This window comes from Cupriavidus sp. LA-1 (genome assembly GCF_055385985.1).
This window is the reverse complement of sequence record NZ_AP031387.1, coordinates 2,343,645-2,359,810: the sequence shown is the minus strand read 5'-3', so window position 1 is coordinate 2,359,810 and position 16,166 is coordinate 2,343,645. Positions and strand designations below refer to the sequence as shown.

At 63.7% G+C, this 16,166-nt stretch carries 13 protein-coding genes; 9 read left to right on the top strand and 4 right to left on the bottom strand.

Annotated features, from left to right (window positions below):
• Nucleotides 1-156 precede the first annotated feature (156 nt).
• A complete protein-coding gene (locus ACZ5MJ_RS11020) occupies nt 157-1,287 on the bottom strand; it encodes an IS110 family RNA-guided transposase (RefSeq protein WP_464219317.1) in 1,131 nt (376 codons plus the stop codon).
• 191 nt (nt 1,288-1,478) lie between these two features.
• On the opposite strand from ACZ5MJ_RS11020, the gene ACZ5MJ_RS11015 reads away from it, so the two are divergent.
• Entirely contained in the window at nt 1,479-2,417 is a 939-nt protein-coding gene (locus tag ACZ5MJ_RS11015; RefSeq protein ID WP_464219315.1) for a LysR family transcriptional regulator, read from the top strand.
• A gap of 137 nt (nt 2,418-2,554) precedes the next feature.
• Here the strand turns inward: ACZ5MJ_RS11015 and ACZ5MJ_RS11010 are convergent, their stop codons facing one another.
• The gene (locus ACZ5MJ_RS11010; RefSeq protein WP_464219314.1) at nt 2,555-4,084 is read right to left on the bottom strand and encodes an argininosuccinate lyase; all 1,530 of its coding nucleotides are present in this window, start codon (nt 4,082-4,084) and stop codon (nt 2,555-2,557) included.
• A gap of 405 nt (nt 4,085-4,489) precedes the next feature.
• Between ACZ5MJ_RS11010 and ACZ5MJ_RS11005 the strand changes: the two genes are divergently transcribed.
• The gene (locus ACZ5MJ_RS11005; protein WP_464219313.1) at nt 4,490-5,440 is read left to right on the top strand and encodes a ring-cleaving dioxygenase; all 951 of its coding nucleotides are present in this window, start codon (nt 4,490-4,492) and stop codon (nt 5,438-5,440) included.
• A gap of 17 nt (nt 5,441-5,457) precedes the next feature.
• The gene (gene wrbA, locus ACZ5MJ_RS11000; RefSeq protein WP_464219311.1) at nt 5,458-6,084 is read left to right on the top strand and encodes an NAD(P)H:quinone oxidoreductase; all 627 of its coding nucleotides are present in this window, start codon (nt 5,458-5,460) and stop codon (nt 6,082-6,084) included.
• A gap of 206 nt (nt 6,085-6,290) precedes the next feature.
• Here wrbA and ACZ5MJ_RS10995 read toward each other — a convergent pair whose 3' ends face one another.
• Entirely contained in the window at nt 6,291-7,199 is a 909-nt protein-coding gene (locus ACZ5MJ_RS10995) for a tryptophan 2,3-dioxygenase (protein ID WP_464219309.1), read from the bottom strand.
• A gap of 139 nt (nt 7,200-7,338) precedes the next feature.
• Nucleotides 7,339-8,457 (bottom strand): iron-containing alcohol dehydrogenase, encoded by a 1,119-nt coding sequence (locus tag ACZ5MJ_RS10990; protein WP_464219307.1) that lies wholly within the window; start codon nt 8,455-8,457, stop codon nt 7,339-7,341.
• A gap of 259 nt (nt 8,458-8,716) precedes the next feature.
• On the opposite strand from ACZ5MJ_RS10990, the gene ACZ5MJ_RS10985 reads away from it, so the two are divergent.
• The 6 genes from ACZ5MJ_RS10985 (at nt 8,717) to pdxR (ending at nt 16,083) form a co-directional block, all read left to right on the top strand.
• The gene (locus ACZ5MJ_RS10985) at nt 8,717-9,400 is read left to right on the top strand and encodes a nitroreductase (RefSeq protein ID WP_464219306.1); all 684 of its coding nucleotides are present in this window, start codon (nt 8,717-8,719) and stop codon (nt 9,398-9,400) included.
• A 180-nt stretch (nt 9,401-9,580) separates the two neighbouring features.
• Nucleotides 9,581-10,489 carry a SphA family protein gene (locus ACZ5MJ_RS10980; RefSeq protein ID WP_464219305.1) on the top strand — a complete coding sequence of 303 codons (909 nt, stop codon included), beginning with the start codon at nt 9,581-9,583 and terminating at the stop codon, nt 10,487-10,489.
• A 273-nt stretch (nt 10,490-10,762) separates the two neighbouring features.
• Nucleotides 10,763-11,674: a LysR substrate-binding domain-containing protein gene (locus ACZ5MJ_RS10975; protein WP_464219304.1), complete on the top strand. Its 912-nt coding sequence runs from the start codon at nt 10,763-10,765 to the stop codon at nt 11,672-11,674.
• A 178-nt stretch (nt 11,675-11,852) separates the two neighbouring features.
• A complete protein-coding gene (locus tag ACZ5MJ_RS10970; protein WP_464219303.1) occupies nt 11,853-13,322 on the top strand; it encodes an amidase in 1,470 nt (489 codons plus the stop codon).
• 28 nt (nt 13,323-13,350) lie between these two features.
• Nucleotides 13,351-14,406 carry a glutathione S-transferase family protein gene (locus ACZ5MJ_RS10965; RefSeq protein ID WP_464219302.1) on the top strand — a complete coding sequence of 352 codons (1,056 nt, stop codon included), beginning with the start codon at nt 13,351-13,353 and terminating at the stop codon, nt 14,404-14,406.
• A gap of 243 nt (nt 14,407-14,649) precedes the next feature.
• A complete protein-coding gene (pdxR, locus tag ACZ5MJ_RS10960) occupies nt 14,650-16,083 on the top strand; it encodes a MocR-like pyridoxine biosynthesis transcription factor PdxR (protein WP_464219300.1) in 1,434 nt (477 codons plus the stop codon).
• Nucleotides 16,084-16,166: the final 83 nt, after the last annotated feature.

Genomic DNA, 16,166 nt, shown 5'->3' with positions numbered 1-16,166 from the left:
GAGGTCCGCCCAATGAGCCTGCCGCTATCTAGTGCCGCAAGTCGGATCAAATCCATTGCTTAGCCATCGCGCGGGTTGCTCGTGTGCCGGGCTACGCCGCCTTCAGGAAACTGGCTTCTACCGTAGGTGTCAGATAGGTTGATATCGGGCGCTGGGTTAGGTTGTCTGCGCCTGATTCGGTACGGCAAGCGACATGGCGAGCTGGCTGATGTCCCAGATGAACCCGCTGAGTTCGCGGGCCACCGCAACCACCGCAATGTTCGGGTTCTTGCCGCGCGCGGCAAGTTTCCGATAGCGCCGGCACAGTCGAACCTGGGCGTCCCAGGACCGGTCAACGATGGCCTTGGGAATGCCTTCGTGCCGGCGCTGAATCTCGGGGCTCACCCGTGCCGGGTGCCGGTAACTCCAGGCGGCTTCGATCAGCAGCTTTCTTGCATAGCTATTGCCGTTCTTGGTGATGCTGCCTTGGCGCCGCTTGTCCCCCGATGAGTGTTCGGAGGGTGCGACGCCAAGCCAGGCCATCAGTTGGCGCGGATGCGCGAAGCGCGAGAGATCGCCCAATTCGGCGAGCATGCCTATCGCGGTGGTGAACTGCACGCCGCGCATGGCCTGCAAGCCGAGTACGGCCGGATAGAAGCGCCAGTTGACCACGGCTTCGCGCAAGGCCGCCTCGAGACGGCTGCATTGCGCGAGCCGATCCTCGATGGCACGTCGATATTCGTCAAAGGCAAGTTGTTGCCACACGGCATCGAAGGCAAAGGCACTAATCCAGCGGCGGTGCGCTGGTCCCCAGTCGGCTCTGCCGGTGTAGCGGACACCGTGCGAGAGCAGAAAGGCCTTTAGCCTTTGTCGGGCCCGCTTCAGATCGTCCTTGGCGCTGACCCACGCGCGGGACAGATCCCGGAATGCTTCGTCTTCGACGCTGGGCACGTACACGGCCGAGAGGTCACCGGCGCGCAGCGATCGCACCAGTTTGACCGCATCGCGCCGATCGGTCTTGACGCGCTCGCCGGGCTTCCTCGGGATCAGCGACGGCGCGCACACCATGCACTCAAATCCCTTCCCTGCAAGCTGTCGGTAAAGGCCATAGCCGCAGGGGCCGGCCTCGTAGACGATGCGGATCCGGCGCGCTTTGGACTGCAGGCGCTTGCACAGGCGGTCTATATCGGCCTTCGAGGTACCGATCTTGCCAAGCAGCTCGACCTCACCCATGCCGAGTGCATAGGCGACCGTGATCGAGTCCTTATGGACATCCAACCCGACATACAAAGTGATATCGTGTTCCATGCTGGCCTCCGTGCTGGAAATCGCCGGGTGTGGCACTGTCCACACCATGCGGCTCTGGCAGTGATGCTAACCCGCGTTAGATTCCTCGCGGCGGGCCAGCCCTCTTGCCCTCCAGGGGAGTCATATTGACTAGTCTGGATCTGCCGGACCCACTTGACCAGTGCAATGTTCTGAAGCCAATATTGCACAGCATGAAAACATATGACCTGAACCTGCTGCGCACGCTTGACGCGCTGCTGGCCGCCGGAAGCGTCACCGGTGCCGCCGAACGGCTTCACCTGAGCGTGCCGGCGACCAGCCACGCGCTTGCGCGCCTGCGCGAACTCACTGGCGATCCGCTCCTGGTGCGCGCTGGCCGGCGCCTGGTGCCCACGCCGCGTGCCGTGGCGCTGCGCGAGCCGGTGGCGCAGTGGATTGCGCAGGCCGCGGCGCTGGTGCAGGCGCCGCGCGGGGACGACTTGGCGGACACTGAGCGGAGCTTCGTCGTGCGCGCGCCGGACGGCTTCGCGATCGCCTTCGGCGGTGCCCTCGGCGCCGCACTGGCGGCAGAGATGCCGCGCGCCCAGTTACGCTTCGTGACCGAGACACAGGACGACGACGGTGCGCTGCGCGACGGTCGCGTCGACCTCGACATCGGTACGTTCAGGCCGCGAGAGCCGGAGATCGAAGCCGTCGACCTCTTCCCCCAAGCGCTGATCGCGGTCGTGCGCGCCGGGCATCCGTTCGCCGCCCGCCCTGCGACCGCGCGCCGCTACGCGGCACAGTCGCACATTGACGTGCAGCGCCGCGCCGGGGCGCCATCGGCAGTCGACGACGCGCTGGCCGCGCTTGGCCTGGCGCGGCGCGTCGTGCTCACCGTGGCGCACGCCAGCGCGGCGCCCGTCATCGCCGCACGGGGCGACTTTGTCGCCACGCTCAGCGAGCGACTGGCGCGGGCGATGGCGCCCGGCCTCGGCCTCGTGGTGGTGCCGCTGCCGTTCCTGCCGCGCGGCGAGACGGTGGTCATGGCATGGCATCCGCGCCACGCGGCCGACCCGGCGCACGCATGGCTGCGGCGGCAGGTGCCGGCCGCGATCGCCGCCGCGAGTGCCCCCCTGAGCTATGGGATGGACTCGGCCCCTTCGACGTGAGCCCAGGCGCGCCGGCGGCGCGCGGCGATTGACGCGGAGAGGGTTCCGCTTGCGGGCTGGGGCACAACGGTGCCCGGCCTCAGCAGGTCTGATGAGGCAAGCGAAGCGTTACCCGCGCGCGGGTAGTCCTCATACCCTTACTTCAGAAGCTTGCTGAAATCGCGGTCCAGTCGCGCCAATGACGCGTCAATGCTGCCGCGCATTCCCTTGATCCAGGCATCCTGCTGCGCAAGTCGCTGGTCTGCCTCCTTCAGCATGCGTGCCATCTCCGAAGGTTGCGGTCCCCCGCTCGTGACGCGGTGGTTGACGATCGCAACCGGATCCAGTGCCGCGCGAAACTCGGTTTCGGTCATCGGGAAGTCAGTGTTGCTGCTGTAGCCACGCACGGACTCGGCATAAATGCGACGAGCCTCCGCGTAGGGAAATGCGCTCGGCCGGATGTCGTGCGCCTTCGCGTAGTCGACGAGCTCCGAGGCGAAATGATGTCCGATGCGGAACGGTAGCTTGTACTTGCGCATGAGTTCGTCGGCCAGTTCCTGCGACGAGGTCCAGTCGCGGTCCAGTTCCTGCAGCGCACGCTGCGGGTCGATGACCAGTGCTTGCATGACCCTGTCCCAACCCTGCAAAACCCGAATCGCGCTGTCGACCATCTCACCATTCACGACGGCGTCCTTGGCATCGGACATGCCAGGCGGCAGGTTATGTGCCCGCATTACCGGACCCATCGCCAGCGTCAGTGCGGTCGAGGCGCGTTCCCGCGTGGAGTTCAGCAGTCCAGGATTGTGCTTCTGTGGCATCGCGCTCGATATATATGTATTGCCGCCGCCTTCCCGGAGGAGAATCCACGGACGCGGCTGGGCATACTGTGTCATCACATCCTCGATAAAGCTCCCGGCGTGCAATGCGATGCTGGTTACGATCGACGCTACCTCGACCGGAAGATCCACTGCACTGATCTGCGACGCGTCATAGGCGTTGTCGACCAGTGCGGAAAATCCGAGGTAGCCCGCCATCCTCGTACGATTCAGGGGCCAGCCGGTCCCATTCAGCACGGTGGTGCCCATCGGCGAGCGGTCGATGCGGCGATAGGCTTCACGGATTCGCTCCGCATCGCGGTCGAGCCCCGCGGCAATACCCAGCAAATAATGCCCGTAACTGTTCGGCTGCGCAGCCACCCCGTTCGTGTAGTTTGGCACGATGGTGCCGGCATGCTGCCTGGCCAGTCCAACGATCAAGGCGGATGTCTTGTTCAGTTGATCAGCCAGCGACAGCACGTTTTCGCGCAGCATCGCCGCGCGCACCGTGGCAAGCATGTCCTGGCTGGAGCGGCCGGCGTGCAGCAGGGTGACCTCCTGGCCTGCCGCCTGGATCATCAGCGGCTCGAAGGTAATCACGGTCGCAGGGCGCTTGCCGCCGGGCTTATCGCCGTTGGCCAGCACGGTTGCAATCCCTTTGGCGACCTTCGGCGCCAGAGGCTTGTCTAGCAGGCCTTCGTCGGTATTGATGACGGCAGATGCCTTGTTGATCTCGCCGAGCCAGAAGAAGGCGTCGCGGTGGGCACTGTCGGCGGCGAAAGCGGCATGGGGGTGGATCGAGGCGGCAACGACGATGAAGGCGGACGATTTGAGGATGTGGGAGGCTTTGTGCTTCCACCGCGTAAAGGACATGGATTCTCCTGAGTTTCGGTGTGGGTCATTGCCGGCAATATTGGTGCGTCGTTGCGCCTTTGTCTACACCGATCAGTCGAGCATGACATGGAAACCGCCGGCCATTCCGATGCCAGCGGCCTTCGTTGCGGGGGGGGCGCGACGTCCGATCATGCTCCAGCGCTGGCGCCCACTGCCACCCAGGCAAGCCTTGGCGTTCTGGCGCATCTGCGCCCCGACAGCCTCGGGAATTGCTCCCTCCGGCGCCACCGCGCGCACTACGCCTCTCGGGGCGGCATTGTCCAAGTTTGCCGAACCCTGCGTACAACCTGTGACGGCTGCCCAATCGGTATCTGCCGTCATAAGCTGTTGCACAGGAGCGGCTATGCGCTGTTTCCACATGTCTGTTTCAAACTGGAGAGGACAATGTTAATGCTCAAGGGATTTCATCATCTGACCCTCGGCGTGAGGCACGCACAGGAGGATGTGGACTTCTACGTCAAGCTGCTCGGGCAGAGCCTCGTGAAGAAGACCGTGCTTCTCGACGGCGAGGATCCCATCTACCACCTTTACTACGGCAACGCGAACGGCGATCCTGGGACCCTGGTGACGTCGTTCCCGTTCCGTCAGCGGGGTGTCATGGCGCGTCCGGGATCGGGCCAGGTGCGGGTCATCAACTACTCGGTTCCCAAGGACTCGCTCGAATTCTGGCGCAGCCGCTTCGATGCCATGGACGTCCCGTATGACAGCGAGATCGTCGAGCGCTTCGGAGAGCGCCGCCAGCGATTCCAGCATCCGTGCGGCATCGAGTTCGATCTTGTCGAAACGGATCTCGATTCGCGTCCGGCTTGCGTGGCCAGCGATATCCCCGAAGCCCATGCCATCCGCGGCGTCCACAGCATCACGCTGTCGCTGCGGGAAGTCGACGAATCGATCCGCTTCATGAGCGAAGCTCTCGGTTTCCGGAACGCAGGCCAGGCGGGATCCTACTATCGCTTCGAGACGTACAACGGCGGCCCGGGCATGCTCGTCGAGTTCCTGCATGAGCCGGAACGGCACCAGGGTTCGTCGATCTACGGCGAAGGCACGGTCCACCATGTGGCCTTCGCGGTGGACAACGTGGAGCAGCAGGCGATCCTGAAGGAGAGAATGTTTGCCCTGGGCTACATCGATACGTCCGAATCGGTGCACCGCAACTACTTCCGTTCGATGTACTTCAAGATGCCCGGCGGCGTGATGTTCGAGGCGACCACCACCGACATCGGCTTCGCGATCGATGAAGAGCCCGGCCATTTTGGCGAGGAGTTCCAGCTCCCGCCGTGGCTGGCGGAGCGCAAGGACGAGCTGCTGGGCCGGCTCGAGCCCATCTCTGTATGACGTTGCCGGGAATCACCATGCAAAAACCGAAAGTACTGATAGTTTTCTACTCACGAAACAGCTCCACCGAGATGCTGGCCAAGGCTGTCGCCGAGGGGGCCCTCGAGGCTGGCGCAGAAATCCGCATGCGGCGTGTGCGGGAGGTTGTCGGCCCCGACGTGATGCGGCAGGCGCCGGGCTGGCTCGAGAACGCCACGGAGATGAACGCGAAATACGAGGCGCCGACCGAAGCCGATGCCGAGTGGGCTGACGCCATCGTGTTCGGCACGCCGACGCGGTTCGGGTCGATCTCGTCCGAACTTAAAGCGTATATCGACGGGCTCGGCGGCCTCTGGTTTGCGGGAAAACTCAATGGCAAGGTGGGCTCGGTCTTCGGCTCGACGTCCTCGCGCCACGGCGGCAATGAGGCCACGCTGCTGGCAACCTATGCGCCCATGGCGCACCTGGGCCTGATCATCGTGCCGCTGGGCTATGCCGACGCGGCGATGTTCAAGGCAGGTACTCCGTACGGCGCGACGCACGTCTCGCAGCGTGACGCCGTGAAGCCCGACGACGATCACCTGGCGGTTGCCCGGTTCCAGGGCCGCAGGGTGACGACCGTCGCCCGCGCCTTGCACGTCCAGCCGCAGCACGTGGCAGCCTGAAAGTAGAAGCCTGATGGTAAAAAAGGGCGGAGATTCGCAGTCTCCGCCCTTCTTTTTGCACCGGCACAGGCCGGTGGCACGATGGCATGGCAACCACTCAGGCCAGGCGGCAACAAGTCCTGCGTCCCCGGCATGATTGACGCGTCATGGACGCGAGCGCCGCAATCTTGTGATTGTTGACCCTTGCCATGACCGTCCTGAGCGTGTCACTCCGCAGCCCGGGCATTTCCCTGGCCGCGCGCGTGCGGACACACCGCAGGCGGATCGCCGATGAAGCCGCGCGCAGACCAGAGTTCCGGGAATGGGATCTCGTTCATGGTCGGCAGGAGCCAGGCAATGCCCTCGGTGCCGAAGTAGGCTGGCCGGGCGCCGAACGTCCGGCGCGTTGCCATCAGGTGCAGGTGCTTCCACGCGGAGAATCCCTCCGCGATGTCGGCCAGCGTCTCGCCGAGCTGCTGCAGTTCCCGGTGCTGGTCCGGGTCGGCATAGACCTCGCGCCAGACGTTCTCGACCACCTTGTCCGGCGTGTAGGGCACGCTGAAATCGCGGTCGAGTACCACCGCCGGCACGGCGAAGCCCTTGCGGCCCAGGTGGGCGAGCACGTCGTCATACAGGCTCGGCTCTGCCAGCGCCTTGCTGAGTTGTTCCCAGCGCCGGGGTTGCGGCAGGAAGTGCTGCAGGTGCTCTCCCTGCTTGATGCCGAGCAGGTAGACCATCTGCCGGTACGTCCAGCCCTGGAGGGCGGTGTCCTTGCCGTACTTCGGGCCAACGCAGGACAGGATGGCGAGCAGGTCGACAGGCGTCATCCACGCGATGGAGCGCCATGTGGCATTGAGCGGCTCGTGGTGGGCGACCACGCGCCGCAGCGTCCGGCAGGCGCCGCTCAGGTCATCGGCACGCAATTGCGCCTGCGCGGCCTCTATTTCCTTGATGATTAGCATCCAGTAGAGCTCGGACACCTGGGCCGATACGATCCAGGCGTGCTCGCCGGGATGATCGCTGACCGGGCGCTGCAGCGAGTGGAGCACGTCTGTCTGTAACCAGTCGCTGTATGGCGTATGCCCGGCCGGGGTTCCGGCCGGCGCCGGGGATGCGGGCTTGACGGTATCGTTCACTTTGGTCTCCTCGTGGTGGTGGGGTCAGGCAAGTTCTGTGGAACGGCGACGGTCTGCAGCATCGACTGCATCGGCGTCGGGCCGGTCGCGGTGATCAGGGCATCGGGGGGCGGGAAGCTGCCGGATGGCCGGCCGGTCATTACCACAGGCTCTCCAACAGCGCATCCAGCTTCGTGCCGGCATCCTCGCCAAGGTCGCCGACCTCGGAGGGATAGTTCTGCTTGAGCAGGGCCGCCATCTCGGGAAGCTTCGCCCGGTCGAAATCGAGGTCGCCTAGCCGGCTCGGCAATTCCAGTGCGTCCACGGCTGCCTCGATGCGGTCAGCGAGGCATGCGGCGGGCGTGCGGCCGCCACGGTCCGTTGAGAAAATCTCGAGCTTTCGGCCATAGGCGTCGGCGCAGGCGCGGATAACGGGCGCCAGCGCAATGCACGATGTCACGCTGTGCGGAACCCCGAACGTCCCGCCGAGGATGTGCCCGATGCGATGGCTCAGGCCGTAGATGACCGAAGCAGGGTAGAAGTAGCACTGCCATGCGGCGAGCTGGAGCTGCAACAGGTCGTCGGTCGAGACGTGGCCGCCCGCGATGGCCTCGCGCGTTTCGAGCTTGCGCGGCCACTTCTCCAGCACGGCAAGGAAGCGCTCCACGCCCCTGGCGGCCAGGATGGCGTGAGGGTGATCCACGTCGACCCGGCGCATGCCTTCCACCGCATGGTCGATCCCCTTGATGGCCGAACTCAGCAGCAGCATACGTGGCGTGCCGACGATCATCCGGGGATCGATCACCACCAGCCTGGGCGTCGTCTCGCGCACGGCATAACTGCGCTTGAACTTCTGGGGACCGTCCGTTTCCGTCACGCCGAAGTAGTGGGAGAACTCCGAACCCGACAGGGTCGTCGGAATCGCGGCAATCGGCAGGTAGCTGCCTGTCTGCTGGAAATGCCGGTAGGAGACTGCCTTCGCGGCATCGAGTACAGAGCCGCCGCCGAGGGCGATGATCGATCCCGCATTGGCCTCGATGCATGCACGCAGTCCGTCGCGTACGGCGAAGTCTGGCAAATGCGGCGGCAGCCCGGTGAAGGTGCCCACGCCGTCGGCGATGGCAGGCTGCAGGTGCTCGCGGTTCAATGCCTCAAGGAATTCCACCGTGAACGTCATCGGACGGCGGATGCCGTAGTTCCCCATGGAGGGGGCGACGGCTTTCAGCACGTCGTGTCCCCACACAATCTCTTCCTGCGGCAAGCATTTCAACTGGTTCATTCCACTTCTCCACCATGTTTTCGTATGCGATCGGGGGCTCCGATCCCGAGTAGGAAGATAGGCGAATCGGGTTCGCGCGTGCGCGCGGGATTTGAGAACAGAGCGTCCAGGATTTTGGACGCCGCACATATGCGAATGGGGCCTGTCGTTCGTTGTTTCCGGACGAAGCTTTCAAGTTTTGCCGTCTTCACAAGGCAGGGGACGTGTCTATGATCCTTTCCACCGTAGCGACCCCCACCACTAGAACGGAGACATGAAGATGGAGGCAATCCAGATTACAGAAGCGCTGATCCGCGGACGCCACAGCAAGCGCGGCTTCCTTGACCAGCCGGTGCCGATCGAGACTGTCAGGGACATCCTGTCGGTCGCGAAATACGCGCCGAGTTCGAGCAACACGCAACCCTGGCGCTGCCATGTGCTGACCGGAAAGGCGCGCGAGAAGATTGCGGGAGCCGCGGTCGAGGCGTATCGCGCCGATCCTGAGGGACTGACGCCCGACTACCCGTTCTTTCCAAAGGAATTGCCGGCGCCATACTCGTCGCGCTTCAATACGTTTCGCGGGACGCTGGGCGATGCGCAGGGCGTGCACAGGAGCGATCTCGTCGGGCGCCGGCGCGACGTCGAACGGCAGTTCCGGTTCTTCGATGCGCCGGTGGGACTGATCTTCACCATGGACCGGCGCCTGGAATGGGCCAGCTTCATCTGCTACGGCTGCTTTCTCCAGAACATCATGCTGGCCGCGCGCGCCCGGGGGCTGGACACCTGCCCGCAGCAGATCTGGTCGCTGCAATCGGCCGTCCTTCGTGAAGGCCTCGCCATTCCCGACGGGGAGATGATCGTGGCCGGAATGTCACTCGGCTATGCAGACAACAGCTTCCCGGAAAACAACATGGAGCTGGGCAAGATGGACCTGGACGAGTTCGTCTCGTTCGTCGATGGCTGACACGCGGAGCCGTCCAGGTCGCTCGTTGGCCTGGAAAAGCGCGAATAAGCGATAGCCATCGTTAGCGAGTTTCGGCAAGTTGCGGAGGTGTCGAATAGTCAGCGTAGGCGCGCTCAACCGGCTGATCCGGATGCCCGGAGCCCTCAGCCGAGAAAGAAAATATAGAGAGACGGAGGAGACATGATTAAAGTGCCCGCGAGATTTCTGGCGGTGGTTGCGCTCGCATGCTTGCTGGCCTCGAATGTCGAGGCAACCGAGAATGGCCAGACCAGTTACCCTATTGGCGTCAATACCGTATTGAATGGAATCTTGCCACCGCCTGGTGAAACCCAGTTCTACAACTACACGCTCTACTACGATGCCGGAAAGTTCGCTGGCCCGCATGGAGAAAGTCTCCTGCCCGGGTTCCAGTTGAACGCGTTTATTGATGCCCCGCGTTTCGTTCACACCTGGGGCACTACCTTAGGCCCCTTTACCCTGTCTAGTGGTGTAATCGTCCCGCTCGTTCATGTTCGGGCGGACACGCCGGGCGGCAGCGACAAGCGCAATGGAATTGGAGACATCATCGTTGAGCCGTTCTACATCGGTTATTCAAATCTATCGCGATCACTCTTCGCCTACCTCACCACCGAAATTTCAGTGCCGAGCGGGTCCTACTCCGCGAACCGAGTGGCGAACACTGGCCGCAATGTATATGCGCTGACGCCGCAACTCAGTACGACATGGTTCCCCACGCCCGCAGTTGAAGTCTCTACCACCATGTCGGTAGAGTTCAGTTCACCGAATTCAGCGACTCGATATCACTCTGGCGCTGTTGCAGCACTTGAGTATCTTGTTGGCTATTCGCTGAACAGCAAGTTCCAGCTCGGACTTCAGGGATATCTGCTGAAGCAGTTCACCGATGACAAGGTCAATGGTGCGCCCGTCCCAGGGGATGGGTTTCGCGGAAAAGCTGTCGCGATCGGGCCGCAACTACGATACATGTGGTCGCCGGCGGCTGGCATTGCGTTCAAGTACCAGCGCGAGTTCGACGTGCAGAATCGGCCACAAGGCAGCAAATTCTGGATTGAACTGTCCTTCCCGCTTTGATCGGAATGCGGCGAGGTTCGAAGCGAATACGCGGCTTGCCGAACCCGGCAAGCTGCGCATGCGTGCGCTCGCGGTTTACGCCGACGTAGTGTCGTTTGCTGCCAGGTTTGCCGCGATCGGTGGGATTCGGGCGGTCGTGGCGCGAGCGGGCGCCGGCCACGGCAATGGCGGTCATTGGGGGCCCAACCGTGGCACTGTGCGCACCCCTTGCAGTACCATGCGATGGAAAGCACACGCCATTGGCCCCGACCCAACCGTTACCAAGGCAGCCCGATGCTGGACCTGAAAGACGTTTTTCACTTCGTGCAAGTGGTCGACCGCGGGGGCTTTACGTCTGCCGGCAACAGCCTGGGGCTGCCCAAGTCCACGTTAAGTCACAGGGTCAAGGAGCTGGAGGCTTCGCTGGGCGTTCGCCTGATCAACCGGACCTCGCGCCAGTTTGCCTTGACCGACGTAGGCGCTGAGTTCTACCAGTACGCTGTCGCCTTGCTGCAGAGCGCAGACGTCGCGGAACAGGCAATGCGCCAGAGGCTCGCGGAGCCCAGCGGGATCATCCGCGTGACGGTAGCGGTCGAGCTTGCGCAGTTTGCGCTGCGCCAGGTCCTGCCGACGTTCCTGAGCAGCCATCCCAAGGTCAGCATCGTGGAAATCGCCACGGACAGGCTTGTCGACGTTGTCGGCGAGGGCTTCGACCTCGCGCTGCGCGGACATACCTCGGCACTGCAGGATTCGAACCTGGTCCAACGGCCCATTGTCCGGGCGCCATGGTACCTGTTTGCCGGTGCCGACTACCTCGAACGGATGCCACGCCTGGAGGAACCGGAGCAACTTGCATCCCATGCCATCGTCTCGATGGTGCGCAAGGGGCCGCTGCAGTGGCAACTGCGCGGCCCCCAGGGCAGGCTCGTCACCGTCCCGATCGAGCCAAGATTCCAGAGCAACAGCATGATGTCCCTGAAGGAGGCAGCCTGCGCCAACGTTGGCGTGGCAGCCTTGCCCGGGTATATCTGCCGGTCCGAGCTGCAGGCTGGCGTGCTGCGGCAGGTACTGCCGGGCTGGATCGCCGCGGATGCGCGCATCTCCGCCCTCATGCCCTATCGGACCGGACTGCTTCCCGCGGTGCGGTCGCTGGTCGATTTCCTTGCCGTAGAACTGCCCAAGGTCACGGCGTTCGACGGCCGCTGACCCGGCACTACCTCCTCCGCCTCCAATGCTATGCGGACCACGCCCCGTGTGGCCCGCCAGGCGTTCCGTATTCATGGACGCTGCGTTCGGCGCCAGCCAGCTTCCAAGGCCGAGCCGATCAACCTATCGTTTCCAACCAGGGATAAGCCAACCGCAACGCCACCCTGGAGTGGAAAACATGAACCAGCTGAACTGCCAGCCACAAGACGCGATCTTCTCTGGCCACGACATACTACCGACGGCTGTCGCGTCGCTCGATCAGCACGGCAGCCGACGCCCATCCCGAACGACGGCCCCGCATGCCATGGGCTTGCGCGACACGCTGGATGCCCTTGCCACGCGGCAGATCACGGCGACGGCATTGACGGAGCAGGCACTCGAACGCGCGGAAGCCAGCAAGCGGCTGCTCAATGCATTCTCGGCGATCGATTGGGACCGTGCGTTGAAGGCGGCGGCGGAAAGCGATCGCCGCTATGGCGAACGCCGGCCGCGGCCACTGGAAGGACTGCCCATTGCGGTCAAGGATCTGATCGACACCAGGGGCATGGAGACCCGCTACGGTTCCGCAGCCTATCTCGGTCATGTGCCAGCCGCCGATGCGGACATCGTGAAGACTCTGGTGGAGCGCGGCGCGATCATCATCGGCAAGACCACGACCCACGAATTCGCGTGGGGCGTGACAACCGCCAGCGCCAGGTTCGGCGCCACCCTGAATCCGCTGGACCATGCGCGCATACCCGGGGGTTCCAGTGGTGGCGCCGCGGCGGCGATTGCGCACGGTGCCATCACGGCGGGCGTGGGCACGGATACCGGCGGCTCGGTCCGGATTCCCGCCGCGCTGTGTGGCGTCGTCGGATACAAGCCCACGCTCGGCACGTTATCGACGCGCGGCGTGTTTCCCCTGGCGCCCACTTGCGACCACGTTGGCCTGCTCGGCGAGCAGGTCGACGACGTGCTGTTGCTCGCCGATGCCATTGACATCAAGGTTCCCGAGAGCGATGCGTGGCTGTCCGCACGGCTGGGCGTCATTCGTGACATCGCACCGGTTCCGCTTAGCCCGGAAGTTGCCGCGGCATTTGACGGCGCGATAAAGCGGCTGGCGCAAGACTTTGCCTGCATGAGCGTCGGCACGTCCGGTCTGTTCGATGCGGTATTCGATGCCTTCGCGAGCATCGTCCTGATCGAAGGCGGCATCGAGCATTTCCGGCGAAACGACTGGGGCTGTATCTCGACGCACTACAACCCGGAAACCGTCGACCGGCTGAAGCGCGCCGAAGCCATGGACCTGCGCGCCTATGCGGTGGCGCAGCAGGCCAGGAGAGATTTCACGGCAAGGCTGCACGAGGTGATGTCGACGGTTGACTATCTCGTGCTGCCGACATGCCCCTGCACCGCACCGCATCTCGATGCCGGAACCGTCAGCATTGGCGCCTGGACCGGCACGGTCCGCGAGGCGCTGATGACCTACACCGCACCGCTCAATGTCGCGGGATTTCCTGCCATTTCGATTCCCCTGGCGACCGGCGAGCGCAGCCTTCCCGCTGCCTTGCAGATCGTCGCGAAGCCTGGCGACGACGGTGCGCTGCTGCAGATTGCACAGCAGATGGAGCTGATGCTGCGAACGGGCTCCGCACACAAGAGTAGGTAAACGTCAGCCCCACAATCAGGAGACAACGATGAGCGATGCAACAATTCACGACAAATTGATGAATATGGCGGCCGGTGCCCGTGCCGGCATCGCGGACCCCGCGCGAATCTCCGTCGTGGGTAGTGACGCCAACCCCCGCTTCGAACTGTTCCACGCGTCCAGTTCGCTCTGCTCGCAGAAAGTGCGCGCGGTACTGTTCGAGAAGCAACTGCCATACCGTTCGAACAATATGATGATCCTCGGCTCGATGGGCCCGGATGGCCTTGTTCCAGCCGAGCACTACCATCCGCCCTACGTCCGTCTGCGGTTGCTTGCAGGCCGGGAAGTGGGTCAGGATCTTGTCAGCGGCTATAGCGGGCGCACTGCGGTGGAGACCGAGGGCTTTGATCCCTGCGCGGTCCCGCTGCTTGTGGACTACAAGGCGGGCCGGGTCATTGCCGATTCCAGACGAATCTGCTGCTATCTCGATGCGGTTTCACGCGATCCCATTCATCTGGTGCCGGAAGGTGCCGATGCGCGTGCCCAGGTGATGCATCAGGTGAGCATCGTCGATCAGATCCCGAACGGCACCTTGCTCTATGGCTTTCATCCCGATGCCGACTTGCGGCCTGAGGCGCTCAAGGCGGCCATGGAAACAGTCTACGACTACAAGATCAAGGCGCTCGAAGCCATGATTGACGCCAATGCCGACGATGGGGAACTCGTTGCGGCTTATCGCGCGAAGATCGCGAAGGAGCGGGGCGGCAAGTCGGTCCGCCGCGATGCGGCATTTCAGCGCGCCGCCCGTCGGCACGTCGCGGCCCTCTTGAAGGACCTCGACCACGCGCTTGGTTCGTCGACGCCGTACCTCAGCGGGGAATCATTCTCGCTCGGCGATGTGCTGTGGGGTGTCAACCTGGTGCGGATGGCTTATCTGGGGCTTGCGTCGATGTGGGAAACCCTGCCCAACGTCGAGCGATATGTGAATGCGCTGGTCAAGCGTCCGTCCCTGTGCAAGGAAGCGGTCCAGGCCACGGTCGATTCCATGCCGCCTTCGCGTTATATGCATGTCATGGCCGGCTGCGGGGAGGCGGTGCCGGCGTAGTTCTCCAGCCCGATGGCACCGGTCAGTGCCGGTGCCTGTGGCAAGAGGGGAATGGGCGGGGACCCTGAATCTCCGCCCATTTGCTTTCTCAGGCTGTCACGGGCCGGATCCCGGCGGATGCGCGCCCTGGGGTATGATCGGAGGTCAAGATCACACCCAAATCCGATCCGTTGCCACCGCCGGCAATGATTCGCGTTCCCATGCATCGGCGTTGCGGCACTGCCCGGATACGTCTGCCAGGCTATGACGAAGTCACCGGCTCAGAATCCATCCAATGCTGCGCCGCTGCATGAGCAGATCTACGCACGGATTCGTGCCTCGATCCTGCAAGGGCAACTGAAGCCCGGTCAGCGGGTGCCATCCTTGCGTGCGTTTGCGAGCGAGCTCGGCGTGGCCCGCGGGACCGTTCAGGTTGCCTATGACCGGCTCTTGGGCGAAGGTTACCTGATCGCCAGAGGCCCTGCGGGGACGTTCGTTTCCGAACAATTCGCGCCATCGCGCCCCCACCGCGTGGCCGCAGCGGCCGGATCCAGCCGCACGCCACCGCACCAGGAACATACCGATTTTTCGATCGATGCAGAACGTGGAATCCCCGCGCCGTTGCAACTGGGGCTTCCCGCGCTGGATGAGTTCCCGCGAAAACTATGGACGAGGTTGATGGCGCGGCAAATACGTAGCGCCGGCTCGCTGACCAGGCCGGCGTCAGCCGGATTTGGCCCGCTGCGGGAAGCGTTGGCCGCTTACCTGCAGCGCTCACGGGGCATCGACACCCAGCCGCACCAGGTGTTCGTCGTGCCGGCATATACGGCCAGCCTTGCGCTGCTTGTGGATGCGCTCAGGCTGGCGGGCGAAAGCGCCTGGGTTGAGGATCCCAGCTATCCACTGACAGCCCAGTCACTCAGGCGCCTGAACCTGCAGGTCCGGAATGTGCCAGTGGATGATCATGGCCTCGACGTCGAATTTGGACGTCAGCATTTTCCAGAGGCGCGCCTGGCCGTAGTGACGCCATCGCACCAGAGCCCGACTGGCGTGGCACTGACACTGCAACGTCGCGTCGAACTGCTCGACTGGGCCGGTGAGCGGGGCGCATGGATCATCGAGGACGACTACGACGGCGAGTTTCGTTACCGTGGCCACCCGTTGCCGGCCTTGAAGAGCCTGGACACAGGCGACCGGGTGATCTATTGCGGCACGCTTAGCAAGGTGCTGTACCCGGGGCTACGGCTCGCCTACGTGGTCGTGCCGCCAAGCCTGGTGCCGACCATGGAGCTGGCCTGCAGGCGCACGGTGCATGGCGGCTGCCCCGAACTCTTGCAAGCCGTGGCGGCGGAGTTTATTGCGCAGGGGCACTTCGCCCGGCACGTCAAACGCATGCGCACCCTTTACGCGCGACGACGCGCAATGCTGGCCGAGGCGCTGGCTCCATACAAAACGGACGGCTTCACTGTTTGCCTGCAGGATGGCGGCATGCACCTTCTGGTCGACGTCAGGGACGATCTTGACGATCTGGCGATGGCCGGTCGTGCGCGCGAGGCAGGATTCGCCATCCATTCGCTGACCGCCTGGCGGCATGGGGCGCCAGGGAGGCGTGGCTTGATGATGGGCTTTACCAATCTGCGCAGTCAGACTGAAGCCGATCGCGTGGTTGCCGAACTGATGCGCGCGCTGAAAGCATAGGCGATCGTCATGGGATGGCCCCATGTCGATGGCCCAGTCAAAAACGATAAACATGTGCCTGTTGACTGTGTCATCGCCCGACT